The 24,865-nt window shown below is 43.4% G+C and carries 23 protein-coding genes, 3 pseudogenes and 1 riboswitch; of the genes and pseudogenes, 15 read left to right on the top strand and 11 right to left on the bottom strand.

Going from position 1 to position 24,865, the window contains the following annotated elements; translation table 11 throughout:
• The first annotated feature begins 349 nt into the window (after nucleotides 1-349).
• Entirely contained in the window at nucleotides 350-1,462 is a 1,113-nt protein-coding gene (locus VM640_RS01595) for a permease (protein WP_325389236.1), read from the top strand.
• Between the two features lie 178 nt (nucleotides 1,463-1,640).
• Complete coding sequence (locus tag VM640_RS01600) at nucleotides 1,641-2,405, top strand: MerR family transcriptional regulator (RefSeq protein ID WP_325389238.1); 765 nt, start codon at nucleotides 1,641-1,643, stop codon at nucleotides 2,403-2,405.
• Nucleotides 2,406-2,458: 53 nt separating this feature from the next.
• On the opposite strand, the pseudogene VM640_RS17250 reads toward VM640_RS01600, so the two are convergent.
• The 3 genes and pseudogenes from VM640_RS17250 to VM640_RS01610 form a co-directional block, all read right to left on the bottom strand.
• Nucleotides 2,459-2,542, bottom strand: a pseudogene (locus VM640_RS17250) (YjgB family protein); the annotation flags it as partial.
• A 23-nt stretch (nucleotides 2,543-2,565) separates the two neighbouring features.
• On the bottom strand, nucleotides 2,566-2,784 hold the full coding sequence (locus tag VM640_RS01605; protein ID WP_325389329.1) for a sigma-E factor regulatory protein RseB domain-containing protein: 219 nt from the start codon (nucleotides 2,782-2,784) through the stop codon (nucleotides 2,566-2,568).
• 126 nt (nucleotides 2,785-2,910) lie between these two features.
• On the bottom strand, nucleotides 2,911-3,228 hold the full coding sequence (locus VM640_RS01610) for a DUF6951 family protein (protein ID WP_325389240.1): 318 nt from the start codon (nucleotides 3,226-3,228) through the stop codon (nucleotides 2,911-2,913).
• Nucleotides 3,229-3,457: 229 nt separating this feature from the next.
• On the opposite strand from VM640_RS01610, the gene VM640_RS01615 reads away from it, so the two are divergent.
• From VM640_RS01615 to hgcB, 3 genes are read left to right on the top strand one after another with little or no spacing between them, the layout of a single operon-like run.
• Nucleotides 3,458-3,754, top strand: a complete 297-nt coding sequence (locus tag VM640_RS01615) for an ArsR/SmtB family transcription factor (RefSeq protein WP_325389242.1) — start codon at nucleotides 3,458-3,460, stop codon at nucleotides 3,752-3,754.
• Nucleotides 3,755-3,808: 54 nt separating this feature from the next.
• Nucleotides 3,809-4,813: a mercury methylation corrinoid protein HgcA gene (hgcA, locus tag VM640_RS01620; RefSeq protein WP_325389244.1), complete on the top strand. Its 1,005-nt coding sequence runs from the start codon at nucleotides 3,809-3,811 to the stop codon at nucleotides 4,811-4,813.
• A 13-nt stretch (nucleotides 4,814-4,826) separates the two neighbouring features.
• A complete protein-coding gene (hgcB, locus tag VM640_RS01625; RefSeq protein WP_325389246.1) occupies nucleotides 4,827-5,123 on the top strand; it encodes a mercury methylation ferredoxin HgcB in 297 nt (98 codons plus the stop codon).
• 89 nt (nucleotides 5,124-5,212) lie between these two features.
• On the opposite strand, the gene VM640_RS01630 is transcribed toward hgcB, so the two are convergent.
• Nucleotides 5,213-5,881 carry a TerC family protein gene (locus tag VM640_RS01630; protein WP_325389248.1) on the bottom strand — a complete coding sequence of 223 codons (669 nt, stop codon included), beginning with the start codon at nucleotides 5,879-5,881 and terminating at the stop codon, nucleotides 5,213-5,215.
• 370 nt (nucleotides 5,882-6,251) lie between these two features.
• Between VM640_RS01630 and VM640_RS01635 the strand changes: the two genes are divergently transcribed.
• From VM640_RS01635 to VM640_RS01660, 6 genes and pseudogenes are all read left to right on the top strand, one after another.
• A complete protein-coding gene (locus VM640_RS01635) occupies nucleotides 6,252-7,400 on the top strand; it encodes a glycerate kinase family protein (protein ID WP_325389250.1) in 1,149 nt (382 codons plus the stop codon).
• Nucleotides 7,401-7,405: 5 nt separating this feature from the next.
• Nucleotides 7,406-8,586: pseudogene (locus VM640_RS01640) on the top strand (cbb3-type cytochrome c oxidase subunit I); the annotation flags it as partial.
• The gene (locus VM640_RS01645; RefSeq protein WP_325389252.1) at nucleotides 8,561-9,319 is read left to right on the top strand and encodes an acyl-[acyl-carrier-protein] thioesterase; all 759 of its coding nucleotides are present in this window, start codon (nucleotides 8,561-8,563) and stop codon (nucleotides 9,317-9,319) included. The pseudogene VM640_RS01640 and the gene VM640_RS01645, both read left to right, overlap by 26 nt.
• Before the next feature lie 269 nt (nucleotides 9,320-9,588).
• Nucleotides 9,589-9,714 (top strand): hypothetical protein, encoded by a 126-nt coding sequence (locus VM640_RS01650; protein WP_325389254.1) that lies wholly within the window; start codon nucleotides 9,589-9,591, stop codon nucleotides 9,712-9,714.
• Between the two features lie 306 nt (nucleotides 9,715-10,020).
• Nucleotides 10,021-10,701, top strand: a complete 681-nt coding sequence (locus VM640_RS01655) for a PspA/IM30 family protein (protein ID WP_325389256.1) — start codon at nucleotides 10,021-10,023, stop codon at nucleotides 10,699-10,701.
• A 34-nt stretch (nucleotides 10,702-10,735) separates the two neighbouring features.
• On the top strand, nucleotides 10,736-11,689 hold the full coding sequence (locus VM640_RS01660) for a TIM44-like domain-containing protein (RefSeq protein WP_325389258.1): 954 nt from the start codon (nucleotides 10,736-10,738) through the stop codon (nucleotides 11,687-11,689).
• A 91-nt stretch (nucleotides 11,690-11,780) separates the two neighbouring features.
• On the opposite strand, the gene VM640_RS01665 is transcribed toward VM640_RS01660, so the two are convergent.
• Nucleotides 11,781-12,431 carry a TVP38/TMEM64 family protein gene (locus VM640_RS01665; protein WP_325389331.1) on the bottom strand — a complete coding sequence of 217 codons (651 nt, stop codon included), beginning with the start codon at nucleotides 12,429-12,431 and terminating at the stop codon, nucleotides 11,781-11,783.
• Nucleotides 12,432-12,612: 181 nt separating this feature from the next.
• Here VM640_RS01665 and VM640_RS01670 point away from each other — a divergent pair, with 181 nt between their 5' ends.
• Nucleotides 12,613-14,424, top strand: coding sequence for a GGDEF domain-containing protein (locus tag VM640_RS01670; RefSeq protein ID WP_325389260.1), 1,812 nt, complete (start codon nucleotides 12,613-12,615; stop codon nucleotides 14,422-14,424).
• A 206-nt stretch (nucleotides 14,425-14,630) separates the two neighbouring features.
• Here the strand turns inward: VM640_RS01670 and cobS are convergent, their stop codons facing one another.
• From cobS to cobT, 3 genes are all read right to left on the bottom strand, one after another.
• Nucleotides 14,631-15,443, bottom strand: a complete 813-nt coding sequence (gene cobS / locus VM640_RS01675) for an adenosylcobinamide-GDP ribazoletransferase (RefSeq protein ID WP_325389262.1) — start codon at nucleotides 15,441-15,443, stop codon at nucleotides 14,631-14,633.
• A 2-nt stretch (nucleotides 15,444-15,445) separates the two neighbouring features.
• Nucleotides 15,446-16,060: a bifunctional adenosylcobinamide kinase/adenosylcobinamide-phosphate guanylyltransferase gene (gene cobU / locus VM640_RS01680; protein WP_325389264.1), complete on the bottom strand. Its 615-nt coding sequence runs from the start codon at nucleotides 16,058-16,060 to the stop codon at nucleotides 15,446-15,448.
• Nucleotides 16,061-16,585: 525 nt separating this feature from the next.
• Nucleotides 16,586-17,713, bottom strand: coding sequence for a nicotinate-nucleotide--dimethylbenzimidazole phosphoribosyltransferase (cobT, locus tag VM640_RS01685; protein ID WP_325389266.1), 1,128 nt, complete (start codon nucleotides 17,711-17,713; stop codon nucleotides 16,586-16,588).
• A gap of 105 nt (nucleotides 17,714-17,818) precedes the next feature.
• A riboswitch (cobalamin riboswitch) is annotated at nucleotides 17,819-17,994 on the bottom strand.
• A 198-nt stretch (nucleotides 17,995-18,192) separates the two neighbouring features.
• On the opposite strand from cobT, the gene VM640_RS01690 reads away from it, so the two are divergent.
• Nucleotides 18,193-19,611 (top strand): ATP-binding protein, encoded by a 1,419-nt coding sequence (locus VM640_RS01690; RefSeq protein WP_325389268.1) that lies wholly within the window; start codon nucleotides 18,193-18,195, stop codon nucleotides 19,609-19,611.
• A gap of 51 nt (nucleotides 19,612-19,662) precedes the next feature.
• On the opposite strand, the pseudogene VM640_RS01695 reads toward VM640_RS01690, so the two are convergent.
• Nucleotides 19,663-19,935, bottom strand: a pseudogene (locus VM640_RS01695) (divalent metal cation transporter); the annotation flags it as partial.
• Nucleotides 19,936-20,119: 184 nt separating this feature from the next.
• Between VM640_RS01695 and VM640_RS01700 the strand changes: the two are divergent.
• Nucleotides 20,120-20,269 carry a hypothetical protein gene (locus tag VM640_RS01700; protein WP_325389272.1) on the top strand — a complete coding sequence of 50 codons (150 nt, stop codon included), beginning with the start codon at nucleotides 20,120-20,122 and terminating at the stop codon, nucleotides 20,267-20,269.
• 349 nt (nucleotides 20,270-20,618) lie between these two features.
• On the opposite strand, the gene VM640_RS01705 is transcribed toward VM640_RS01700, so the two are convergent.
• Entirely contained in the window at nucleotides 20,619-21,902 is a 1,284-nt protein-coding gene (locus tag VM640_RS01705; RefSeq protein ID WP_325389274.1) for an Nramp family divalent metal transporter, read from the bottom strand.
• A gap of 176 nt (nucleotides 21,903-22,078) precedes the next feature.
• Between VM640_RS01705 and VM640_RS01710 the strand changes: the two genes are divergently transcribed.
• Nucleotides 22,079-22,504: a metal-dependent transcriptional regulator gene (locus VM640_RS01710; protein ID WP_325389276.1), complete on the top strand. Its 426-nt coding sequence runs from the start codon at nucleotides 22,079-22,081 to the stop codon at nucleotides 22,502-22,504.
• 818 nt (nucleotides 22,505-23,322) lie between these two features.
• On the opposite strand, the gene VM640_RS01715 is transcribed toward VM640_RS01710, so the two are convergent.
• On the bottom strand, nucleotides 23,323-24,549 hold the full coding sequence (locus tag VM640_RS01715) for a DegT/DnrJ/EryC1/StrS family aminotransferase (protein WP_325389278.1): 1,227 nt from the start codon (nucleotides 24,547-24,549) through the stop codon (nucleotides 23,323-23,325).
• Between the last annotated feature and the right edge of the window lie 316 nt (nucleotides 24,550-24,865).

The following is a 24,865-nucleotide window of genomic DNA, read 5'->3' on the forward strand; positions in this document are numbered from 1 at the left end:
CAACTCCTTAAATTAAGCGCCAGGTCATCTTGCAATAGTTCTTTAATGATCTTTCTTTTCTTCTTTAGCAGTCGAAGTGAGGTTTCGAGTTTTTTTGAATCGTAAGGGTTTCCGTTTACGTTTAGCTGGATGCATCTCGAAGTAAACGTCGCATATCATCTGTATGAATCATATTACATGTGATATGAAGCGTCAATATAGAAATCAGAGTGCTCGCTATTTGAAATCCCTATTGACTTAGTAATAAGTAGCATTAATAAAGTCATTGTCAGAATGTAATAATCAATGTATAATGCAATAGTTATAATATACATCATAATATATTTATACTGAGGGGGAAATGCTACATATGACTCAGAAGAATTTACTTAAATACGAGCAAGTGAACTTAGTAAATAGTTCAAGTACAAATAACGGGGCAAATCGCAATTACGTAATTCTTGGAGTAATGGCCTTTCTGTTCGTTGCAATCGTTGGGCTATATTACGTTAAATGGAGTCCTTACTATGCGAAGGCATTTTTAGCGGCCAGCAAACACTCGATTGGAGCCTCGATCGTATCTGGTAATACTGCTGCTCCACCAAGCCCATCATGGGGAACTGCTATGAGTTATATGACGGCCTATTTTAAATCCGTTTGGAAGGCCGTTGTTTTAGGTTTGCTTTTAGGTTCTTTAGTTCAAGTACTTATCCCACGCAATTGGGTAAGACGCTTTTTTGGTCAAGCAAATTTTCAAAGTACAGCTTTAGCCGGATTGGCGGCCATTCCTTCGATGATGTGCACATGTTGCGCGGCACCCGTTGCTGTTGGTCTCCGGAAGCGTTCCGCTTCTGCTGGTGCCACAATGGCTTACTGGCTTGGTAACCCAGTCTTAAATCCCGCCACAATCATTTTTATGGGCTTTGTTTTATCTTGGAAGTTTGCACTCATACGTATTATTGCTGGACTTTTTCTCGTTTTAACGGTAAGTTATCTGGCTAATAAAATGGTGAATGAGAAGGAAATTCCAGAGGTCAGTCAATTTGAGCTCGATGAAGAAGATCAAAGCAACGACACAGGAAACTTTTTTATACGCTGGATGAAGGCTTTGTGGCCATTAGTTCTGGAAACTATCCCGGCCTATCTAATTGCAGTGTTTATTCTGGGTGCTGTTAGGGCTTGGTTATTTCCGGCCATTAGCCCTGAATGGGGTAATCGTATTTTAGTGATCATTGGACTGGCGATTACAGGAACCCTCTTTATTATTCCGACAGCGGCCGAAATCCCGATCGTGCAGACGCTGATGTCCTTTGGTCTCGGAGCAGGACCAGGTGTTGCCTTGATGATGACGTTACCAGCGGTTAGTATTCCTTCGTTGATTATGGTTAAGCGGGTTTTCCCGGTAAAAGTCTTAATCTTTGTTGCTAGTGCAGTCATGATCGTCGGAATAATATGTGGGTTGTTGGCGGGGTTAGTAATTTAGTCTCGCCTGAGATATGTTCCGACATTACCAGATTGACAAGTAAAGGGATTAGCTGCAGCAGGCCTACGATAATGAAAATTGTTGTCAGGTACGTGCATTTTTCTTAATTTCCTCTCAAATCCCTATTTACATTGACGTTGCGTAAAGGTGTATAGTTATCCCGTCAGGAGGTGATCACGTGGAATACACGGTGCAGAAACTAGCTCAGATGGCAGGTGTCAGCGCTCGGACTCTCAGATATTATGATGAGATAGGAATTCTTAAGCCGGCAAGAATTAACTCATCAGGATATCGAATTTATGGTCAAGCCGAGATCGATCGACTGCAACAGATTCTTTTCTATAGGGAGCTGGGTGTGAATCTAGAAAGCATTAAAGATATCGTAACCGCACCTTCTTTCGACGGAGCAAAAGCACTGAGAGAACATCGTGAGAAACTTCTTGAAAAAAGAGAGCAATTGGATGTATTGATTTTCAATGTTGATAAAACCATTGCGCTAAACGAAGGGAGAATTATCATGACAAATAAAGAAAAGTTTGAAGGCTTTAAGCAAAAGCTCGTGGATGACAATGAAGCAAAGTATGGCAAGGAAATCCGCGAAAAATACGGTGATGCGACGATTGACAAATCCAATCAAAAAATGAAAGGTATGTCACAAGAACAATATGACGAGGTAACGAAGCTAGCTACAGAGGTAATCGAAACCCTCCATGCTGCCTTTAAGACAGGCGATCCAGCAGGAGAACTCGCTCAAAAAACTGCTGATCTCCACCGGCAGTGGCTATGCTATTTTTGGGATAACTATTCAAAAAAAGCCCATGCAGGACTTGCTCAGATGTATGTGGATGATCCAAGATTTACCGCATACTATGACGAGAAACAACCGGGTTCTGCAGAATTTCTAAGAGATGCAGTCTTTATTTACACGGGAATGGAGAAATAGGCTGGATGAAACTGTAAGCTAAAGGCCACGCGTAATGCGTGGCCTTTAGCTTACTACCACTGCCTACCGGGGTCATCTGCCATGCTATTCACGGTGCCGCGTGGATAGGGCACAGAGTAATGACCTAAGGTTGGGTCTCATTCTGCATAGCCGTCTGAAGTCACACAGGCAAATGGGTTTTGGTATCAATCCATAGATAATAGGGTAAACCGCCTGGGGGATCAATCTCAATACGGGTGGCAGTACGACCAGCGATGGAATTTTGCCCGACAATCTTGTGGGGATAGTGTTGGACCCGTGTAGCTTCTTTTTGTAAATCAAAATCCTGGGGATTGAGATACAGGGGGAGTAAAAGGAGCTCTTTGTTATTCGGTTGTATTCTCCCTTAAATTAGAATACTAAATCCAGTGCATTAACATAAGAGAAATCAAAAAACAGAAGGGATACAGTTCAAAATGACTGTGTCCCTTCTGTTTTACTGTTGCTTTTCTATAGTTGTTTATTCTTAGTCTTTTTCCACCTCTATTTCGACTTTTCGGGGGAGAGCAAGTTTACCTGCGACTTCAATTCCTTTGATAATACCTAAAGGGACGGGGCAAGCTGGATGCTTACAATATTTCCGCGCCAACTCGAATACAGCGGACTCACCTATTACGGCGAAACATTCGCCGTAAGTACTTGCCTCATGAAGTTCCTCCGCCATCGGTTTTAAGTTAGGACACTCTGTTTCCATATTTATCAGGACGTTTTGCGCGTCTTTAGGACTCACTTTGATCAGCGTATGAAAGCCACAAACGCCAGCATTTACTTTAACTGTCGCCATCTTGATTTCTCCTTCACTTAATAATATATAGATGTTATAGGCTAGCTAAAATATATACTCTGAAGGGGTAAGAAGCAAGTCGCAAAATTATTTGCTCGAAGTATTAATATAGACGATTCTCTATATAATATTGTATAATATGGATATAGAAATTATTCGATATGATTGAAGTGCATGTCTAGTATTATAATCGATTTTATTGAGAAATTAGAGTGGAGCGATTATTTTTATGAACTATACCGACGTTAAATATGTTCAACTATTTAAGAGTCTTGCTGATGAAACACGCCTAAAAATCATAGCAATATTGTCAAATGGGGAAATGTGTGCCTGCCAATTGCTTAAGAACTTTAATATTACCCAACCGACCTTGTCCTATCATATGAAGATTTTGTGTGATAGTGCGGTAGTCAACGGACGACGTGAGGGGGCGTGGATGTATTATAGTATTAATAGCATTACCCTTGCAGATATTTCAGAATTTTTAGCGGAGACCACATCTCAGCAAAAAGAATGGGATACGTGAGTTAGATCGAGAGGGCCGATGTGATGTCAGATTGCTGGAAGAGGGGATAGTCATATGGAAATTACGAATAGAGAAATACAAGTTGCGAAAACATCCACGGAATTAACGTTTCAGGATATTTTAGGTGCTTGGAAGGTCCGATGGGGAATTAATAGAATGAATTATAAGGTTGAGCCTGGTCTTTATAGCGTGGGAAAACCGGATAGCAACTCCCCAGTGATGGTAAGCGCTAACTATAAACTCAGCTTTGATATGTTAAGGAAAGAATTAAAAGGGTTAAATACCTGGATTCTGGTACTGGATACTAAGGGAGTCAATGTTTGGTGCGCTGCAGGTAAGGGCACCTTCGGGACCCAAGAGCTGCTGAACCGAATCGCCATCGTGCAACTTGCAAAGGTTGTATCGCATAGAACCCTGGTCTTACCCCAATTAGGCGCACCTGGTATAAGTGCTCACGAGGTTACAAAGTACTCAGGTTTTAAAGTAATCTATGGACCGGTAAAGGCAAAGGATATCCCCTCGTTTATTCATTCAGGAATGAAAGCAACTGAGGACATGCGCACGGTACGGTTTAGTACCTATGATCGACTCGTTTTAACTCCTGTTGAATTCGTCGGTACGTTCAAAGTTTCCCTGATGATATTTGGAATCCTTTTTTTATTAAATATTCTTGGAGTTGGACCATTTGGTTTTGTTGATTTTTACGCCTACATGGGCGTAGTTATTGTAGGGTGTGTATTAACTCCAGTCTTGTTACCCTGGATTCCTGGGCGCGCTTTCGCTTGGAAGGGTTGGTTATTAGGATTGATTTGGGCTATCCTCGTTAATGTACTTAATGGATGGCCTACTGTACCGCAATATAGTATCCTAAGAGCATTGGGGTATTTACTGATCCTACCTCCGGTCTCAGCGTACTATGCGATGAATTTTACAGGCGCTTCAACGTATACATCCTTTTCAGGCGTTTTGAAAGAGATGAGAGTCGCTATTCCAGCGATGATTATTTCGATATTCTTGGGGGCAGTAATAATTCTGGTGAATAACTTCATCATACTTTAAGGAGCTGGGAGTTATGAAAAATTACTATTTAAAAAATGTTGCGACTTTGAAACTTGAGTCCCCAAAATGCACAGGGTGTGGTAAATGTATTGAAGTTTGTCCGCATCAAGTCTTTGTCATGAGGGAGGGAAAGTCAGTCATAGTTGAAAAAGACCGTTGCATGGAATGTGGTGCGTGTGTAAAAAATTGTCCGTTTAATGTCTTAGAAGTTAAGCCGGGCGTAGGCTGTGCCTCAGCCATTATTATTGGATGGCTGACCGGTACTGAACCAAGCTGCGATTGTTCTGGAAGTAGTGGAGGCTGTTGCTAGTTGTGATAAAAGCGCCACTCGACTCTCATTTCAAAAGGGAGTTGAGTGACGCTTTTATTCCACTTAAGGTAAGTCTGGGTTCTCGGAGTTTATGACGTTCGCGGTCTTTGTTTTTTATATCTACCAGCGAATAAGACGCCGACAATGAGGATTAGGGTTAAACTCCACCGAAGAATTAAATTGTCTGCAAAAATAGGCTGTAGAAACGGTTCATCCATTAGCATGGTGGAGGCAGTATAGGCAATAACACCGGCGCCAATCTCAATCAAAGAGGGAATGCGATCTAAGGCTTTAATAACTAAGGTACTGCCCCAGACAACGATTGGAATACTAATGAATAAGCCGCAAATAACCAAGAGGTAACTTCCATGTGCTGCTCCGGCGACTGCAATAACATTATCTAGACCCATTACCGCATCGGCAACAATAATCGTCCGAATAGCGCCCCAGATACTTGTACTAGTGGCAACCTCATTGGATTTCTCTTGCGTAAGAAGTTTATACGCCATTCCCACAAGAAAGATTCCCCCGACAAGTAAGAGCCCCGGAATCTTAAGGAGCCAAACCGCGACAAGGGTAGTCAACGAACGAATAATAATCGCACCGAGTGTTCCCCAAAAAATTACTTTTTTCTGATCGTGCTTAGGAAGATTACGGGCGGCTAAGCCGATCACAATTGCATTGTCTCCACCTAATACCAAATCAATCATCACAATAGATAAAAGGGCTGTTAAGAAACCATGTCCCAAAAAGTCCATTTTTCATCCTCACTCTCTGATCTTCTAATTGTTGTAGATTAGGGTTAAAACTTAAAAATCAAAATAAAAAAGACCTTTTACCCCTTATGGGCAAAGGTCTTGCAAACAACATCTCAAGTTGTCAACAAAGCCGGGAACGTTAATTCCGTATTGACGGCTTTGCTGTAACAGCTACTCCCCTTTGAACACTACTCTTTTATTATAAAGCATAATTTACTATTGGGTCAAGACTTTTTCTCTTATCTCAGTAGAGAAATCCATGATGCTCTTGAATTGACTTCTCTAGATTACTAAAATGAGTGTAGAACAATGAAGAAAAATGATAGGTAGGCAAATATTCTAAATTAGAGATGAACAAAGGAGATTTGTGATGCATGTTTTAATTGCAGTCGATTCCTTTAAAGGAAGCTTATCCAGCCAAAAGGCCGGTGAGGCAATTACGAAGGGGCTTCATAAGGTATTCCCCGAGGCGACGTCCTATATCTTGCCGATGGCTGACGGTGGAGAAGGGACAGTCGAAGCACTGGTCCAAGCAAGGCAAGGGAGAATTTTAAAAACAAGGGTGACCTCTCCATTGGGAGAGTCAATCGAGGGCTTTCTGGGGGAATTACCTCATGGCGTAGTTGTCTTAGAAATGGCAGCAGCTTCAGGTTTGCCCCTTGTTCCACTGGAGAAACGGAATCCCCTTGTCACAACGACTAAGGGAACCGGAGAATTGATAACGAAGGCCATGGATCTTGGAGCACGTGATATTATTCTGGGAATTGGCGGGAGTGCAACGAACGATGGTGGGGCCGGAATGGCTCAAGCGCTCGGCGTAAAACTTCTGGACGAGAAGGGTAAAGAGCTAAAACCTGGAGGTGGAGATTTAGGCCGACTGGCAAGAATTGATCTCGCTCAGATTGATCCTCGGTTGAAAAGCACGAAGATCACGGTGATGTGTGATGTGGACAACCCTTTATGCGGTCCGCAGGGTGCGTCTGCGGTCTTTGGCCCGCAAAAAGGAGCAACTCCTGAAATGGTTCAAAGCCTTGATCGAAATTTAGAGCACTATGCTCAGATGATTAAAGAACAGCTGGGATTCGATCTCAAGAATGTCCCAGGTGCTGGTGCGGCCGGAGGTTTAGGAGCAGGTCTACTGGCTTTTACAGGAGCAGAATTAAAGACCGGGGTAGAGACAATTTTAGATACGGTTAAGTTTGATCAAATGCTGGAAGGAGCGGATCTCGTTGTCACAGGGGAAGGCCGAATTGATAATCAATCGCTCTATGGAAAAGTACCGATGGGGGTAGCCAAAAGAGCGCTCAAGCATGCTAAGCCGGTGCTTGCCATCGTCGGGTCGATCGGTCCTGGGGCAGAGGCCCTCTATGATCAAGGTCTCAGTTCGATTGTGAGTATTGTCAATGGTCCAATGACACTGGAAAAATCGATGGAAGAGGCGTACGAATTGACGATCGAGGCAACGGAAAGAACGTTCCGGGTCTTGCAAATGGGACAACAAATTAGGGGACAAAATTAAGACGGCCTTTGATTGGCACGATGGGAATGGTTTATTTTTATACGGTTGAAGCGTTGAATGCAGACCTGTATTCACTCAAAATCGCTCGTTGGCAATTTTGGATTGTTTCGTTGTCGACTGCCGGATTATTAGGGACACTGTTCTTGCGCATCGGCAATGGCCGGGAGTTTCTTGATGGTCTGCCGATGTTCTATGCTGGAATCTCGCTGGCCATTCTGCTAGGTGCCTATAACCTCATCCAAACCCTAAGAAAATATATGCAGCGCATAACCCCCGCATCTGCGATTATGACAGGCGGAATGATTTTTCTCTGCCTTTTATTAATTCCGAATGTGCTCAACTATACTAACCCCATAGCCGATGAAGCGGTGAAGTATTGGGTCGTCCATCTCTGGGAGGAAATGGCCTTCGAATTGACCTCAAGTGGCTTTATTGCCTCATTTTTTATCGCAGCAGGTTTAGCTGAAAAAAAGGATATGGAGAAATGGCTCTATCTCGAAGCCGGTTTGGCGGTTTCGGGGGGATGTTTGGTACTGGTCATCATTATTACTGGATCGGTTTTCCGGCGATTTGGTTGATTATTGGCGTTGTCTTTAGCGTAATCCAAATGATTCCGGTGGGCTTGCTTGCCCATTTAACCTATAAAGGATTAAAAAAACATCGACCACTGGATCGACGGGAGAAATTAACGCTTTGGATGATTTTAAGTAGTTTATTTTATCATTTAACGGGTGCTTCGATGCTCGGAATGATGATGACGATACCCTGGATTAATCTTTATTCGCATGGCACCTATATTACGTCCGGACATGCCCATTTGGCGTTATTTGGCGTGATGGGTTTTCTCGTTTTGGCTGGATCACACGCTATTTTAAGCAATGGCTATGAATTATCACGTAAGAGTTACTTTTGGGGAGTTATTGGGGTTGTCTTGCTTAACGCAGGAGTTATCACGATGAGCTCATTTCTTCTTGTGGCAGGTTTGTTGCAAACTTATTTATGGCGATATTTAGGGATGAATTTTACGCAGGTTCAAGAATTAATTCAACCGTACTTGCTGGCACGGGTGGCAGGGGGGTCACTTTATACTGTCGGAAGTGTTATCCTTGGCTGGAGGATGATTAAAGCTTGGTGGCTAACAAGAGAGGATGGAAAAATAGGTGCAGAAGTTTCAAAAAGAATTTGAAGTTCACTACTTTGAGGTGAATTCTTATCAGGAACTAACCCCGCTTGCTTTGCTCAATTACTTGGAAGAGACCGCGATTGCTCATTCCGAATCGGTTGGATACGGGGTAAACCGGCTGAAAGAAGAGGGGTATGGTTGGATTTTAACCCATTGGCAGATTGAATTTGAACAGTATCCTCGCCTCGAAGAGAAAATTAAGATCCAGACTTGGCCTTCGCGTTTCGAACGTTTTTACGCGGATCGGGAATTTTTAGTTTTGAATGCTGATGATGAAGTGATTGCCCGGGCGAGCTCGTTGTGGATCTTCTTTAATTTACGTAAAAGACGACCACTGCGCGTTCCAAAGGAGATCATCGAAGCTTATACGTTTTTCCCAGAGAAAGTCATCTCAACTCCTTTCCCAGACTTTGAGTTCACTCAAAAGGGCAAAACGGAACACTGTGAATTTATGGTTCGGCGGAGTGACATTGACACTAATGCCCATGTCAACAATGCCAAATATATTGAATGGGTGCTGGAAACAATTCCTGAAGAAGTGTACGCTACTTATCGAATTTCTTCACTTGAGGTTGTATACAAAAAAGAAAGCACTTATGGGCAGATGATCCAAGCCTTAACTGAGGAACTGGAGAGAAGTGATCAGGATGTTCACTATTTACACCGAATTTCGGGAACAGAAGGGGAGCAGGAATTAGCCTTGGCGCGTACGCGTTGGCACAAGGTTACTTTCTAATCCGTCAACTTGAGTTTTCTGAGGATAATAGTTTAACCCAATGAGGATATTCTAAAATAGTTTTCTGAATTTGACTAACCTTTTATTGAGAGTTAGTGAGAAAAACGAAGTGAACACGAGATTGGATTACCTTAGAGTACAAGGTAAGGTATAGCTGATTAGGTTGAGCTAGGAAAATCGCATACGAGGGGAAATATGCTTTGACTTTAATCTCTTTTTCGCATAATATATGGATATAGATTCTTCTGGTTCAAATCTGAAACGGAAGAATGCATAAAGTAAGGGGAGTAGCGAGCGGCAGAAATGCCGTGGATAGTGTCGTCATTCGGTCCGATGTGGACCCGGCTCTATCAACGTTTATGAAATTGCAAGACCTTACCCACAGCAGGGGGTGAGGTCTTTATTTTTGTATCAGGGTGGTGAACGGAGGGATAAAGGATTAAAATTCATGGAAAATTCATTACTATTTCATGATTTCGTCTAACCGCTTTGTTATACTATAGGTAATCCATAAACGGCTCGATCCTCTGAACCTGCTAAAACTGAAATCTCTCTTTATATCGAAAATTTAAAAGGATTTTATAGAAAGAAGGTGAAATGAAGTCTAAGGATTATAATTTATCTTTATCTGAAAAGTTATAGTTATAAGCGCTGATTGGGAATATGAATAAATAAGGTAGAATTGAAGGGAGAAATTTAAAATGGGTTTATTTTCTCGTGTCAAAGATTTATTGCAGGCCAACATTACGGATTTGGTGAACAAGTCGGAGGATCCGGAAAAAATGCTGAATCTCTATGTTGATCGGGCGACTGAAGAAGTAAGGAACTTCCAAATTCAAGTGAATCGCGCCGTAGCCGATAAAATTCAACTTGAAGAGCGAATTGCAACCCTGACTAAAGAAATTGAGCAACGGACGGAACAAGCGACCTTAGCGGTACAACAGGGCAAAGATGACCTAGCTCGCACGGCACTGACTCTGAAGAAACAGGCAGAAACAAGTTTGGTAGATTTCCAAACGCAATTAATCGATCAAGCTAAGGCGGTTGAGGATTTACAGGAGAACCTGCGAATTTTAACTGAGAAATTGGCGAAAGCTAAAATGGAACGAAATAACCTGGTGATGCGTCAACGTCGTGCAGAAACAATGAAAAAGGCGAATGAAGCTGTTTCCGGTATGTCCACTCACGATTCTCTGGCTGATGTGGATCGGATGAAGGAGCGTGTGGAACGGATGGAGGCGGAAGCAAAAGCTTCCCGGACGATGGTGAACACCGGAAATGCAGTTGAAGATCAATTCGCGGAACTCGAAAAGAGTAAAGCGAATTCCGAAGTTGAGGATGAACTTGCAAATCTAAAAGCACAGTTCAAGAAGGAAGAATAAAGTGTCGAGCGAAAGATTAAAGTAGGTGTTGGGCATGAAGAGGTGGACGAAACGATTTAGTCTTGCCATCATGACGCTCATGCTCTTCGCGAGCCAGGCCACAGTGGCCTTGGCTCGCGCGGGCGGAGGGAAGGGTGGAAGTGTTGGTGGAAGCGCTGGCCGTAGCTTTAGTGGTGGCTCAGCTGCTGGAGGGTTATCTGGTGGCGGGTATTCGAGCGGGGGCTTTGGCGGCTTCTCCTTTTTCCCATTTTTCTGGGGGCCATCTTTCTTTGGGGGAGGCGGAAGTTCTCTTTTTGGTGGCTTATTTAGCCTAATATTTATTCTGATAATTGCTTTTCTGGTCATTAAAGCCTTCCGTTCTTCAAGACGTACTTGGGGAAAACAGCGTGGACCTAGAAAGGGAGAGTGGGAAAAGAATCCATCGCCATTGACTCCTGTTGATGTGACGGGCCGACCGATTACCAATGAGGAGAATCTTAAGCGTTTTGGCAAAGCTATACAGTTTACTCGAGATAATATGAGCTATTATGCAGAAACTTTCCCACGTTGGGATCGTGATTTTCTTATTGGACGGGTGCGACAGGTCTATTTTTGGATTCAAGATGCTTGGGCCAGACAGGACCTGAGTGAGGGTGAAAATTATTTAAGTTTGACGCTTTTGGCGAAATATCGAACGGATCTTGCTAATCTGCGCAATCGTGGAGAACGGAACGTGATCAAAGAGCCAGTTCTTCACCCGGGTGATATCGAGTTTATTCAGAGTCATCTGGATGACTCTGAACAGCATTTTGTCACCATGATTTCTGCTAGTTTGATTGATTACACGGTGGATGCCTCCGGAAGGATTATTGCAGGTGAAGATGACAATCGTCTCTTCTTTACCGAGTTTTGGGAATTCAACTGGGAGCAGGATCAATGGGTACTCTCTAACATTTATCAAGAAGATGCTTTGGAGATTACGAAGATTGCCCGTGGAGATGAACTTTAATCGTGAAAGAATTTCAAATTAAAAAAATCAGTCGTCTTATTAAAGACGGCTGATTCTTAAATGAGCTTTCTTCTGCTACTTCCTACGAAAGTTAGACTTCTTTGTCCCGTTGATCTAAAAGCGTCCATCCATACCAAGCGCAGCCGATGATGATAACGCCGATGAGAAGGGCGAGGGTGAAACGCCACGGGTGATTGAAGAGCTCCCAGAAATCATGTCCGACCCAGGATTCCCAGGTGATCATGGGAAGTTTACCTAAAAGGCTAGCCCAAAAAAATGAAGCAAATTTCATGGGTGAAATGCCGGCCGCGTAATTGACGGCAGCAGCGGGTAGAATTGGAATAAGGCGCGCCAGAACAATCAAGTAGAAATTCTTGCCCTCCGAGAGTTTTGCCCATTTTCCAAGCTTAGCCAGTTTTGGTCGAGCCCATTCTTGCCCAAGCGTACGTGCCAGTCCGAAGCCAAGGGCCGAACCGAGTAGACTTCCTACTAGAGAAAGAGCAAAACCCAAAGCCCATCCAAAGAGAAGGGTATTCATCCCGGCGAGAAGAGCGAAAGGAATCATAGGAAATAACCTTTGGATCGAAATAATTAAAAGGTCAAGAAGAAACCCTTTCCAACCGAGTTGAAGGATAAAGGTCTGGAGGGCCTGGGGGTGCTGGAGTTTCGGGTAAAGAAAGAGGATTAAGACAATCGAGAGAACTAGAGTCAATAAAGAAGCTTTCTTCTGAGTCGTGCGCATCACTCAATCTTCTCTCCTTTTGTAGTATAGAAAAATTATATCCTATACCTGCCCGATTCACAATGGTGAGTGAGTCAATGTCATTTGAAGTGGGAAGTTACAGGAAAAAGATTCCCACACTACGCTTAATATTTGTGATAAAATATTAAGCGTAGTATGGAAATTTAAGGGTGTGGAATCTGTGTCCGAACAAAGATATCGAGAATGTATTCCTCAGCTACATAGTCTTTTTTCTGCTTTATCCGAAGAGGAGTATGAATGGATTTTGGCTAACCGGAAGGAGGTAATTTATGTAACTCCTGGTGCAGAAGTTGAAACGGGAATTACAGTTGGCATGCCAATCGAAGAACAACCGTGTCTTCAAGAAGTTTTTGGTAAAAAAACTAAAGTTGTAAAAAAAATAAAGGGTTGGCGAGCTGATCGAGAGCGTATTAGTTTAATGGTTGGGGTTCCTTTTTTAGATGATGAATCCGGTGAAGTTCGGGGCGCTCTTCTCTATCTAACAGAATTTCACAATAAAATACAAGCAAACGATATTTTAAGTCTCGCTCAAGATATGACCCGTGAGCAAGACCTAGTTACGGCTTTGAAAATTGTTACGCATCGGAGTTTAGAACTTTTTCAAGTTTCCGCGGCTGGAGTATGGCTTTGGCAAGAGGGTAAATATGGACTGGCATCCATTAGTGCCCTTATCGAGCAATTGAGTTCTTATGTAGAGAGTAAAGAATTTCCCTCAAATTTCGGACTGAATTGGGTTAAAAAATCCCCTAAAACAGAAAAGAACGTTCCTTTACTCTCTATACGGCGCGATCTCGATCTCGACGAAATCGATAAACCTTGGATCAAGACGCTCAAGGAATTTGGTCTTCAGACCCTTGTCAGTATACCTCTCAGCCACTTCGGCCAAACATTAGGACAGATTATTCTTTTTGCCCGGGAACTCGAGGATATCAGAGATGAAAATGTTTACTGGCTCCGCCAAATCGTTCCGTTTGTTTCTTCCTTCGTGTATGAACATCAGCTAAGAATTGCGGCCATAGAACGGGAGCAATCCTTAACCTTTCTGCTGCGAGGAACGGAGATTCTTGTTCAGGCGGACACGGAAGAACAACTTCTCCGGGAGGCTGGGGAAATGGCTATGGAAATTCTTTTCCTTCCGGGCGGATTTTTCTTTCTGGATGAAGAAGGAGAATGGCGTATTCGGGCGCCATTCGGTCGTTTGAATCAGGCGGAATGGGCATGGCAAGATTGGGTCTGGCGACAAACGGCCCGGGACGAGTACAAACATTTTTCCAATCCCCACAGGGCATCGTATTTTCTGGAGGTTGAGGAGAACCCCGATCAATGGCGAAAGGTTTTGATTCAACCGATTGTGACTCATAGTGGAATCATCGGCGAACTTTGGTTAATGGATGATTTGGAATGGGTGGCAGAACAACAACAAGAAATTTTATCGGCTTATGTTCGGGATGTTGGGGTGGCCTTAGATACGATTCGTCAGCGCGATGAATTAGCTCGTCTAGCCTCGACCGACCGGCTGACCGGAATTTTAAATCGGCAAGGTTTTGATCTACGAATTCGTGAAGAAATGGCGGGAACACTCCGTCGCAAATCTTCTTTCTTGCTTTTGATTCTTGACTTAGATTCCTTTAAGCATCTTAATGATACTCAAGGGCATCCGACAGGAGATCTGGCCCTAAAGATGATCGCCCAAAATCTGAGTGCTTCTGTTCGTGAAGCGGATATTGTCGCTCGGACCGGAGGGGACGAATTTACGGTTGTTTTGGCGGATGTACACAGTGGCCCTGACGCCCAGCAGGTTATCGAACGAATGAGAAACAGCCTGAATCTTAAGAAATTTGGACTTGACGTTAGTATTGGCGTCGCTGAATTTCCAGCGGAAGGGCGGAATTATGAAGAATTGTACCGCTTAGCAGACCAACGTCTTTATGTTGGAAAAAATACGGGCAAAGGGCAGACTATTTTTGGCTAACGTCAATCGGAGCTAAGTTTATTGGCGATATCCCTCCAAATTGTTTTAAGCCTTTTTATAAAGAAAACCCGGCTTTCGCCGAGCATTAGCGAGAATGAAAGCCGCTGGTTGCACTTATACTATCTGCCCCCAGACTTATACTTTCTGTTAGTATAAAAAACCGTTGTCTTGTTCCTCGATTTTAAGGAGGTCAAGACAATGGTTTCTTAGTTTATAAAGAAGGGAACGACGCCGATTAAAAAGAGTAATTCTGAAAGCTCAATGCTGGCACCGTATAGATCCCCGGTTAATCCGCCCAAGAGGTGCGAGACTTTCTGTGTAAAATAAAAAAGAAAGAGAAAAGCAAGAAGAAGGCCAACCAAGCCGGCCCACCCCAGAAGATAGACAGCAAGAGCCAAGCAGATCAACCCTTCAATAATAAAAAAACAGGGTCGATTAAGCGAACTTTCGTGGAAACCTTGCCCCAGTCCTGTTTTGCGCGCATACGGATAAAAAAGTATGCCGAACAAAAATAACCAGCGTGAAAGCGTCGGCATGATTAAAACAGCAAAGAAAGGTCCAAAAGTGCTTAAGGATTGGTAGTTAAGAGAAGAAAAGTTAGAAGAGAAAGACAGTAAAGAACCGCTTCCTTGTAGAAGCCCTGCTAAGAGAGAGAACTTGAGGAGGAGTATGGCACTTGCGCTTAACGCGCCAAACGATCCGACTCGGCTATCTTTCATGATCTCGAGCATTCTTTCTGGAGTTCGGGCGGACCAGAGGGCGTCCATGCTATCCATGAAGCCATCCATATGGATACCGCCTGTCAATAGTAATTCTTCAATCAGCAAGAAAGCGGCAACGACAAGGGGAGGATAAAAACTTCGCAAAAGGAGGGCACTTAAGCTCATAATAATTCCAAGCAAAAGACCGATGAGCGGATAATAACGCTGGCTGGCTGTAAACTCTTCTTGAGTGACATCCGCGGGCGCAGGAAAAGGCAGTCGCGTCAGAAAGGTTACGGCAATTAAAAATCCACGCATAATTACGGACGCTCCTGTTGAGGGTTCAAGGAGTTTAAGAGTTCCTGCCCAGACTGTTTGACTTCGATGGGATAACCCGCGACGACATAAAATACTTTATCTGCTTGACGAGCAAGGAGCTGATTGGCACGTCCTGCTAAATCACGGTATGAGCGAGCCATAGGATTATCCGGGACGATGCCCTGGCCGACCTCATTCGTCACCATAATGATTTGGGGAGTTATTTCCTGGGCAAGGGTTGCGACTTTCTGGACTTGCTCCAGGATTTTTTCCTCGGCTTCGGGAGTCAGGGTATCAGGGAAAAGTGATTCTGAGGTAGAACCCAAAGATTTGAGTAAGAGATTGGAAAGCCAGATCGTTACACAATCCAGAAGTACGACTGCATTTTTATAGCGAATTTCTTCCAAGACAACCGGAATAGCGAAGGGTTCCTCAATGAGTTGCCAGTTGTCTGGTCGCTGGTGTTGGTGCTTTTTCACTCGCCAGGTCATTTCCTCATCGAGAACCTGGGCTGTAGCGATATAGATAACGGGTCGACCGGAGTGAGCTGCGAGACGTTCCGCAAAGGTACTTTTGCCGCTGCGGGCTCCACCGGTGATGAGTGTGAAGTTAGACATTGGGATTATCGGCCTCCATTCCGCTTCCGAGGGCACCCTCGCGTATAGGCCGGGGCGCTTGTAGACCAAACCTAAGGTCCTGACTCTGATTTGAGGTGGACCGATAACACTTAGACGTGTCATCGCCCGCCAAAATCGTCTCCTGACTCTGTTGGCGGTTGCGCACGTCGTGTGCGCAACCCTTCTTTCTGGGGTATCGCCAGGGCCTAAGTTTGGTGGCTACTCGCTTTAAGGCCTAAGGGAGGGTTGCCCTCGGAAGCTGGGCTGTTTCTTAAGGGTAATTTAGGGACTTTGGGGTTAGTTTTTAAGTATTCCTTTTAGCCTTTACCTACGGCAAAGCTTGGAAGAGCTGTTTTTGTATTCCTCTTTGCCTTTACCTACGGCAAAGCTTGGGAGAGCTGCTTTTTGTATTTCTCTTTGCTTTTGCCTTTGGCAAAGCTGAGGGATGATGGGGAGATGGAGCGTTAATTAGGGAGCTTCTTTAGTATACCTTTTTATCTTGGCCTTTGGCAAAGCTTTCGAAGATCAGAACTCTCCTGTGGTCACGCCGGCTGATTCGAAGGTGGCCATTTCGTCGGCGATTTTGAGGGCGGCTTCGATTATTGGAAACATGAGGACTGCGCCTGTGCCTTCCCCAAGTCTCATGTGAAAATCAAGTCTGGGTGTGAGTCCGAGTTGTTTTAGGGCTAAGCGGTGACCTTGTTCTTCTGAGTTATGGGAAGAGATCATATAGGGGGCGGAGAGGGGGGCAAGTTTTGCTGCGGTGAGGGCTGCTGCTGATGAGATAATACCGTCGAGAATGATGGGTACGTGTTGGTAAGCGGCCTCGAGGATTGCTCCAGTTAGTGCAGCAATTTCGAGTCCCCCAATTTTGGCGAGGGTATCGAGGGGGGCAGCGGGATCAGGCCGATTGACTTCAATTGCGCGTTTAATGACGTCTTGTTTATGTTTCAGGGCATCGTCCTTAACTCCTGTACCTCGTCCTGTGACTTCTTCGACCGAGTGTCCTGTAAAGACTGAAACAAGGGCAGCACTTGGAGTTGTATTGCCAATTCCAACTTCACCTGTTGCCAAAAGGTTAATTCCTAAGTTGATCGCTTTGGCGGCAACATGGGCACCGGTAAGAAGTGCGAGTAAGGCCTCTTGTCGGGTCATTGCTGGGCCTTGAGTCATATTATTGGTGCCATTTTTGACGCGGTTGGCCATTAGTTCAGGAGGGTCTAAGGGAGAAGCAATCCCTATGTCTGTGCAGATGAGTTCAGCTCCGCCATGCTCGGCGAGGACATTAATGCCTGCCCCTCCTTTAAGGTAGCTATAGAACATTTCAACAGTAATTTCCTGGGGAGCTGCACTGACTCCTTCAGCCACGACACCATGGTCTCCGGCCATAAGAAGGACAGCTTTTCCTTTGATTTTTGGTTGTGAGGTGCGATAGATTCCAGCGAGTTGTTGGGCAATATCCTCTAAGACGCCCAAACTTCTGAGAGGTTTAATTTTCGCATTCAAACGTTCTTGCATGCCAGAGATGGATTCTTGGTCGAGCTTTTCAATTCTGCTCGTAAGCTCTTTTAAGGCAGCTTCGAGGTCTTGTCCTTCTGCTTCCTTAAGATTATTTAGACCATGGAATTTTTCCCCGTTGTTTAGTGTCGACATTTAATCTCCTCCATTTTGTTTATTTATAAAAAAATAAAGTCCCGCCACAATTTTTGTTGTGGTCGGGACTTTGCCGTCATCTCCGCCGCTTTCCAATACCCCGGAAAGACTTTTTCTTCTTAGGCAGGTCTCCTGGCTCAGACTCAAGCGCCCTATCGCTCCTTCCCAGCAAATGCCAGTGGATTAGCGGGGGCTTGTCTTTACAGTGGTGGGTCCGCACCGGATTAAACACCGGTTTCCCTATTCTCCCCCAAAGGGGCACCTAAAAAATAACTTTAATTTGAATTTATCTTAAGATTAACAAAGATTCGGAAAAAGTCAAGAACTAAATATAGGGTGAGGTAACTCATCCTTTTGTTATGGGAATATAAGGTGTCAAATATAGAATGAATTTCAAATCTATGATATAATACATCTCGAATAGAGGAAGATAATATGATATTGTACTATAACACTAAAATTGAAGGAGCATAAGAAAGATGAAACGGGGAGAATTGAGGCAATCGGAAACATTAAAATATCAGGAGTTAGAGGGTAAGCGCTCGCATGGGATAGTGGAAAACCTGAAATATTCTTTTATCTTAGAAGGTTTAGTCATTTACAGAGTGCTTCGTGAAGATACGGTCGTGGAAAGTTTACAGAACCTATTTACTTCTTTAGCAGAGGAAGAGCTTGATCTTATAAAAGTTCATCAAAACTATTATACGTTTTGCGCTCTGGCAACTGAAAAGAATTGGCCTAAGTATTTATGGGATCTTGTCTTAGAGTCGGACAATGTTTTTTCCCGGCAAGCCAGTTTTAAAGCGTGGGAAAACTTAGATACAGGACTTAAAAATCTCGTGATTCGTGACCTAAAGGCAGTTCGGAGGATTGCCGGTCTTCAACCAGAAGATTTACAACGGATGGTTTGTGAAAGAATGGAGAAGCAAACTGAACTGCCAGGGGAAGAGTGGCTCGAAAGGCTAGAACAGTGGCCGTTATGGGCTCCCCAAGCAGGCGAAGTCCAACATGATTCAAGTCGCGCGGGTCAATTTTTAGAAACGACACGGAATGAAGTGAAGAAGGTTTTGCTTGCTGACGATGAGGAAAAAGCTGGACGAGAATTGGCCACTTTTTACCGAAAAATTGGCGTAGGACTGATGGCCGCCGGATTAGCCTTCAAATGGGATGGGAAAGCTAAGGTCCTTGTTAGTGTTACCCCTGATCCGATCCGGAAGGAGCAGTTAATTGGGCAAGAGCGTGAACAAGGCATCCTTTTTGAAAACACGAATTTCTTCCTGGCAGGCTATCCTGCAAATAATGTAATTCTTTATGGAAACCGGGGAACGGGCAAATCTTCTTTGGTTAAGGCCCTTCTTCAGGAGTATTGTGATCAGGGACTAAGATTAGTGGAACTTTCCAAACAAGATTTAACGGATTTTCCGTTGATTATTCGTTATCTCGCGCCTCAACCTCAAAAGTTTATTCTTTTTATTGATGATCTTTCGTTTGAGGAGACGGAGTTGGCCTATAAAGCGTTGAAGACTGTGTTGGAGGGAGGCTTGGAAAAGCGTCCTGACAATGTGCTTATTTATGCGACTTCGAATCGCCGGCATCTTATTCGCGAGAACTTCTCCGAACGTCAAGGCGACGAGGTTAATGTCCGGGATACCTTAGATGAAAAGCTTTCCCTAGCGGATCGTTTTGGGATCACAATTACTTTCCCCTCACCAGACCAGGAGGAATACTTGAGGATTGTGGAAGAATTGGCTGCTCAGGAGGGGTTAACGCTTGAAAAAGCACAGCTTCGTCAGCAGGCGTTGAGGTGGGTTATGATGCATAATGCGCGTTCAGGTCGTACCGCTCGACAATTCATTGATTATTTGGCGGCTCAACAAAAAGTTAATGAGCAAATCTAGGTGGAATCGTAATCTTTAACTAAGAAAAGTGTGGAGAACTCCACACTTTTCTTAGTTAAAGAGCGTTAAATAGATCAGAACGGCATTAAGCGAGATAATAAGCGTGACGATGATAACCCCCACGATATTGGTCAGCTTTTTATTCACTATTTCTCGCATAACAGATTTGCGGCTCGTGATCAAAAGAAGAGGGATAACCGCAGCAGGAAGAGCAAAACTAAGCGTGACCTGGCTGAGAATCAGGATTTTCATCGGATTGATACCAATCCAGAGGAGAATCATCGCCGGGATCATGGTGATAATTCGGCGAATATTACACGGCAATCGGACAGGTTATCGCTCGCAATATGTTTGGCTTTCATGACAGGAAAACCTGGGGACATGTCGATACCATCAGGACTAGGAGCGGACAGATGGATTACCACTATGATGACCTGGGCAATGTCACGGACCTTACAGATATCTAGGTGAGGACATTGTCAAATACCGTTGGGATGCTTTCGGAGGCATGTTCGCAGGAGTACTTGCTCCGTATAGTAGCATGGGAATAACAGGGAAAAAATATGATCCCGCGACAGGGCAAGCCTTCTTTGGTTCTCGTTGGTATAACCCAATGGTTGAGCGGTTACTTTGCCAGATACTTTCATGGGCCAGATAAAGAGTCCACAAAGTCTGAATGCTTATGCTTATGCTGGAAATAACCCTATAAATAGATCGATCCGACGGGACATTGGGATACCTCTACATCTTCGACAATTGGATTCCTATTGACCCCTATGGTGGCGACGAATGGTACAATTAACATTAGTTATCAAAGCAAAACTCAGTTTTACAGCTAGTATTAAACCAACCAAACTTATCAAAATTAAGATCTTCTTTTGACTTTTATGAATACTAAGGTCAGCCATTAGATATGCCTCCTCCATGTTCTTTAACAAAGCTGGGTGTTGCACCCAGCCTTATTGCTTTATGCGCTTTCTCGCTACTAAAACCCGTGGCAGAACCCCTTATACGTTACCGGTGAAAGTCAGGTAAAGCAGAACCGTATTTAAACCGACAATGACACTCGTAATTACCCAACCGGCGACCTTGGTTAGAGGTTGATTGACTAAGCTACCCATTAAGTCTTTACGACTGGTGATCCATAACATTGGCACAATGGCGAACGGAAGGGCGAAGCTTAATACAACTTGGCTTATTACTAAGGCACTCATAGGGTTGACACCTAATGCAATGATAATCAAAGCCGGGGTCATTGTAATTAATCTTCGAAGATTAATGGGGATAGTCAATCCAACGAAGCCTTTCATAATGGTTTGCCCAGCCATGGTACCCACTGCTGAGGACGACAAACCCGATGCCAACAAAGCAATCCCAAAAACTCCACTCGATAGTGGCCCGAGAAGAGGTTCTAATGATTTGTGTGCTTGTTCAATCGTATCCACAACCATACCATTTCTGAAAAATACTGCAGCAGATACGATGACCATTGCGGCATTAACGATAAACGCAATATTCATAGCGATGGCAATGTCGATTCGCTCCATACGTAAATGATTGCGTTTTTGTTCATCAGTATAATCCTTTTTATTTCTGGTCTGAACCAACTGCGAGTGAAGATATATTACGTGAGGCATTACCGTTGCCCCGAGCATTCCAACCGCTAATAATACGGCTTCGCCATTAGGAAGTGACGGAATTAGGGTGTGCATGCCCGCCTGTGTCCAATCTGGCTTAGCCAAAAACAGTTCAATAGTATACCCAATAGTTATAACCGCCACCAAAGCACCAATAATCCACTCGACGACCCTTTGACCATATTTCTCCATGTATACGATTAAGAAAGTAAGAACACCAGTAAGTAGACCAGCATAAATCATGGGGATATGGAATAGCAAATACAAGCCTAATGTTCCGCCAAGAAACTCAGCCAAATCAGTAGCCATAGCTGCAAATTCAGCCTCAAGCCAGAAAAACCAATTGGTCTTTTTCGAGAAAACCTTTGAGCACATCTCCGGCAGGTTATGCCCTGTAGCTATCCCAAGCTTGGCTGACATACTCTGGAGAAAGATAGCCATCAGGTTACTCCAGAGAATCACCCATACCAAGTTGTAGTTGAATTGAGAACCGCCACTGATGTTAGTCGCAAAATTACCGGGGTCAATGTAAGCAACACTAACTATAAACGCCGGACCTATATACTTGAGTCGACCTTTAACCTTTACCAGCCAAGTATCTTTTGGCAATGGCAGTGTAAGCGATGTTTTGGATAAATTAATACCTTCGCTCATTTTGATACCCCCAGTTTTTCTACTAGAGTCATAAAGCATGTTGAAAGAATATACTGATATAACTAACCAGTATACTTATAAGGTGAGAAAGATTTTCACCTCAATGCTTAAGTTAAGCAATTCTTAGCTCAAACGGCCCACAAGTAATTAAAGGTGAAGCAAAGGAAGTGAGGCATATGCTAACACCTAGCTTAGAAGACTACTTAGAGGAAATATATCGGTTTTCGTTATCCCTTGATACCGTTCGGGTAACGGACATCAGTAACAGGCTAAAAGTTGCTTTGCCCTCTGTTACCAAAGCCCTCTACAAATTAAGAGACCAGAATTACATAAAGTACGAACGATATGGAGAGATCCAGCTTACGGATAAAGGAAAAGAGTATGGACTGTACTTAGTAACGAGGAACCAATTGTTGCAGGAGTTTCTTGCCCTAATATGTAGCAAATGTAACTTTGCTGCTGAGGCCGAAGCTATGGAACACTACCTTTCAACTGTAACGATCGATGCCATCAAAACTCTGGTAGATTTCATGAAAAATAATCCGTCTTGGCAACAAGCCTTTAACGATTTCATGGATTTAAAAGCTAGGAAGAACTGTTAATGAAGTAGGGCAAGGTGGCAAAAGCAAGCATCTATGGCGACCTCCTTATAATCTTTCTGAACGGGTTAGCCGTAGCTAACTTGAAGGGGTGATTCTAAAATAGAATACGTCAGAAGATAGAAATTGCTACAAAATTCGTTTTGCAATATAATCCAATCGCTTATGGAGAAAATATTATAAATAAATTAAAAAGTTAGAAGGCATTTTAACCACGACGTGATAACAATGATTAAGTCGTAGTTTTCACTATACTCTCATCTATTGATAGATGATTAATGCTAAGGTATTAAACCCGCCAGCGGGAATCCTATACTTGTTAAACGAGTAGGATTTGCTGGCGGGTTTAATTTTATTAGGGAAGTTGAGCTTGAAGATATATTTAAACGAGCAAGGTCTTATTGACTACAAAGGCGTAAACTCATCAACGACTGTAGACCAATTATTTAAAGCCGTTGATGTATTTTACACTCGGGGACATATTGATCACTGTGTCAGCGCTCAAATTGAAAAACACTAGAAAGGAAAGAAGCAATTGGGTGCATTTGGTCGATAGCCCGATTGACCACGCGTACCACATGATTCTCGGGAATGAGGCTTTCAACGCTGTGGGCAGGGTTAATTGGTTCTGTACATAGGGAATAAATACTTTTTGTGATGAACTTTTTGCCCTTTCTTTGATATCCGTGACCCCTCCAAAAATTCTTTAGCATCGCCTGATTTCATACTTTAATATACCATATTACCTCCGTTATTCGAGAAAAATCGCCTAAAACCACTGGTTTTAGGCGATTTTTGTGAGGCCGTGTTTCGTTACAGCCTCATCCAGTCGAGCCGGTCGCAATTTTACCAACTTTCGTCTCAATAAATTTAATTAGACTGTCTACAATATAATCTAATTCTTCTTTTTCTAAACCGTGGTGGCATCCAACATAGAACCCATTATTATTTATCCACTCTGCTACCGGATAATCCTTTTCGATATCACCAAAAATCTCCTTATATATTGGCTGATTTAACAGAGGTAACATGGGGCGACTCTCAATGTTAAGGCTTTCCAAGTATTCTGTCATATCCCGTCTTGAAAATGGAGCATTCTTTTTTATAACAATTGGATACATCATAAATGAGTGGTCAATATAACTGGGAAAAGACGGTAACTGTAAATATTCCTGTAATATCTGCAGCCTTTCCGTGAGATAAGCTGCATTTTTCCTACGGGTTCCGATAATGTAATCGCGGTTTTCTAGTTGTGCTATGCCAAGAGCACCCTCTAATTCCCCTATTCTGTAGCTATACCCCATACGAACCATCATAAAGCGTTTGTCCAAATCAGTCGTCATCCGTAACTTACATACTTGATCAGGATTTGATGCTATACATTTCTCACATGTGCAGGCTCTTCCGTGCGCAATAAGAGAACGACAAATTTCCGCAAGTTCCCGGTCATTGGTCGTAATTATCCCACCAATACCTGTAGTAATTGTATGAGCAACATATGTGCTTGAACCAGATATGTCACTGAAACTACCCACAGGTCTTCCTTTATAAATAGCGAAATGAGCTTCTGCACAATCCTCAATAATTTTTAGATTATCTTTTTTTGCGATAGATATAATCTTATCCATTTCACAGGGTTGTCCAAATGCATGAACCGGTATAATTGCAGCTGTCTTTTCGGTAATTTTTTCTTCAATCAAAGCTGGATCGATATTATAGGAAACAGAATCTACATCAACAAAAATTGGAGTAAGCCCTGCATGAATGCACGCATTTGATGTTGCAATAAAGGTTATTGTTGGAACGATAACTTCACTTCCTATGGGCCAATTGTATTTTTCTTTTAATGCTTCCAACGCAGCATGCAAAGCAGAAGTACCACTATTACAAGCTATACCGTATTTCTGTCCATGTAGAGAGGCGAATTCCTTCTCGAACTTATTTACAAACTCGCCTTGTGATAGCCTTCCCGCCTCAAGAGCCATGTTTACATATTTTTTTTCTAAATCACCTATTGAAGCGTGTCCCACACCGATTTTTTTACGCATATCCACCATCCTTGCAAACTTATCCTTTTATTGTATGTGTATGCCCCTTAGATAGTGCTACAGGTAGAAATCGTACGTTTTTCCTTAAACCTTCCTGTAGACTAACTTTAGGCTCCCAGCCCCAGGATGTCTGCCGAGAAACAGCCGGTGTTCCAGACATTTTAGCCTGCGTCAAGGGGCATTTTGTAGCAATCAAGCTTAAAACGGAAAACGGGCGGTTGTCTAAACTGCAAGAGTACAACATGGATAAAAGTTCACTCCTTTTTTTCAAACTAACAGTTCAAGCGGGTCCACCTGGAACAACTCCCAATACCAT

This window comes from Desulfitobacterium sp. (assembly GCF_035539115.1).
Classification (GTDB): Bacteria; Bacillota; Desulfitobacteriia; order Desulfitobacteriales; family Desulfitobacteriaceae; genus Desulfitobacterium_A.

Excerpts from the sequence above, each read along its gene's own strand:
- VM640_RS01595 (WP_325389236.1), top strand. The coding sequence starts at position 350 with ATGACTCAGAAGAATTTACTTAAATACGAGCAAGTGAACTTAGTAAAT.
- VM640_RS01610 (WP_325389240.1), bottom strand. The coding sequence starts at position 3,228 with ATGGCGACAGTTAAAGTAAATGCTGGCGTTTGTGGCTTTCATACGCTG.
- VM640_RS01615 (WP_325389242.1), top strand. The coding sequence starts at position 3,458 with ATGAACTATACCGACGTTAAATATGTTCAACTATTTAAGAGTCTTGCT.
- hgcA (WP_325389244.1), top strand. The coding sequence starts at position 3,809 with ATGGAAATTACGAATAGAGAAATACAAGTTGCGAAAACATCCACGGAA.
- hgcB (WP_325389246.1), top strand. The coding sequence starts at position 4,827 with ATGAAAAATTACTATTTAAAAAATGTTGCGACTTTGAAACTTGAGTCC.
- VM640_RS01630 (WP_325389248.1), bottom strand. The coding sequence starts at position 5,881 with ATGGACTTTTTGGGACATGGTTTCTTAACAGCCCTTTTATCTATTGTG.
- VM640_RS01635 (WP_325389250.1), top strand. The coding sequence starts at position 6,252 with ATGCATGTTTTAATTGCAGTCGATTCCTTTAAAGGAAGCTTATCCAGC.
- VM640_RS01650 (WP_325389254.1), top strand. The coding sequence starts at position 9,589 with ATGCATAAAGTAAGGGGAGTAGCGAGCGGCAGAAATGCCGTGGATAGT.
- VM640_RS01655 (WP_325389256.1), top strand. The coding sequence starts at position 10,021 with ATGGGTTTATTTTCTCGTGTCAAAGATTTATTGCAGGCCAACATTACG.
- VM640_RS01660 (WP_325389258.1), top strand. The coding sequence starts at position 10,736 with ATGAAGAGGTGGACGAAACGATTTAGTCTTGCCATCATGACGCTCATG.
- VM640_RS01665 (WP_325389331.1), bottom strand. The coding sequence starts at position 12,431 with ATGCGCACGACTCAGAAGAAAGCTTCTTTATTGACTCTAGTTCTCTCG.
- cobS (WP_325389262.1), bottom strand. The coding sequence starts at position 15,443 with ATGCGTGGATTTTTAATTGCCGTAACCTTTCTGACGCGACTGCCTTTT.
- cobU (WP_325389264.1), bottom strand. The coding sequence starts at position 16,060 with ATGTCTAACTTCACACTCATCACCGGTGGAGCCCGCAGCGGCAAAAGT.
- cobT (WP_325389266.1), bottom strand. The coding sequence starts at position 17,713 with ATGTCGACACTAAACAACGGGGAAAAATTCCATGGTCTAAATAATCTT.
- VM640_RS01690 (WP_325389268.1), top strand. The coding sequence starts at position 18,193 with ATGAAACGGGGAGAATTGAGGCAATCGGAAACATTAAAATATCAGGAG.
- VM640_RS01700 (WP_325389272.1), top strand. The coding sequence starts at position 20,120 with ATGTTCGCAGGAGTACTTGCTCCGTATAGTAGCATGGGAATAACAGGG.
- VM640_RS01705 (WP_325389274.1), bottom strand. The coding sequence starts at position 21,902 with ATGAGCGAAGGTATTAATTTATCCAAAACATCGCTTACACTGCCATTG.
- VM640_RS01710 (WP_325389276.1), top strand. The coding sequence starts at position 22,079 with ATGCTAACACCTAGCTTAGAAGACTACTTAGAGGAAATATATCGGTTT.
- VM640_RS01715 (WP_325389278.1), bottom strand. The coding sequence starts at position 24,549 with ATGCGTAAAAAAATCGGTGTGGGACACGCTTCAATAGGTGATTTAGAA.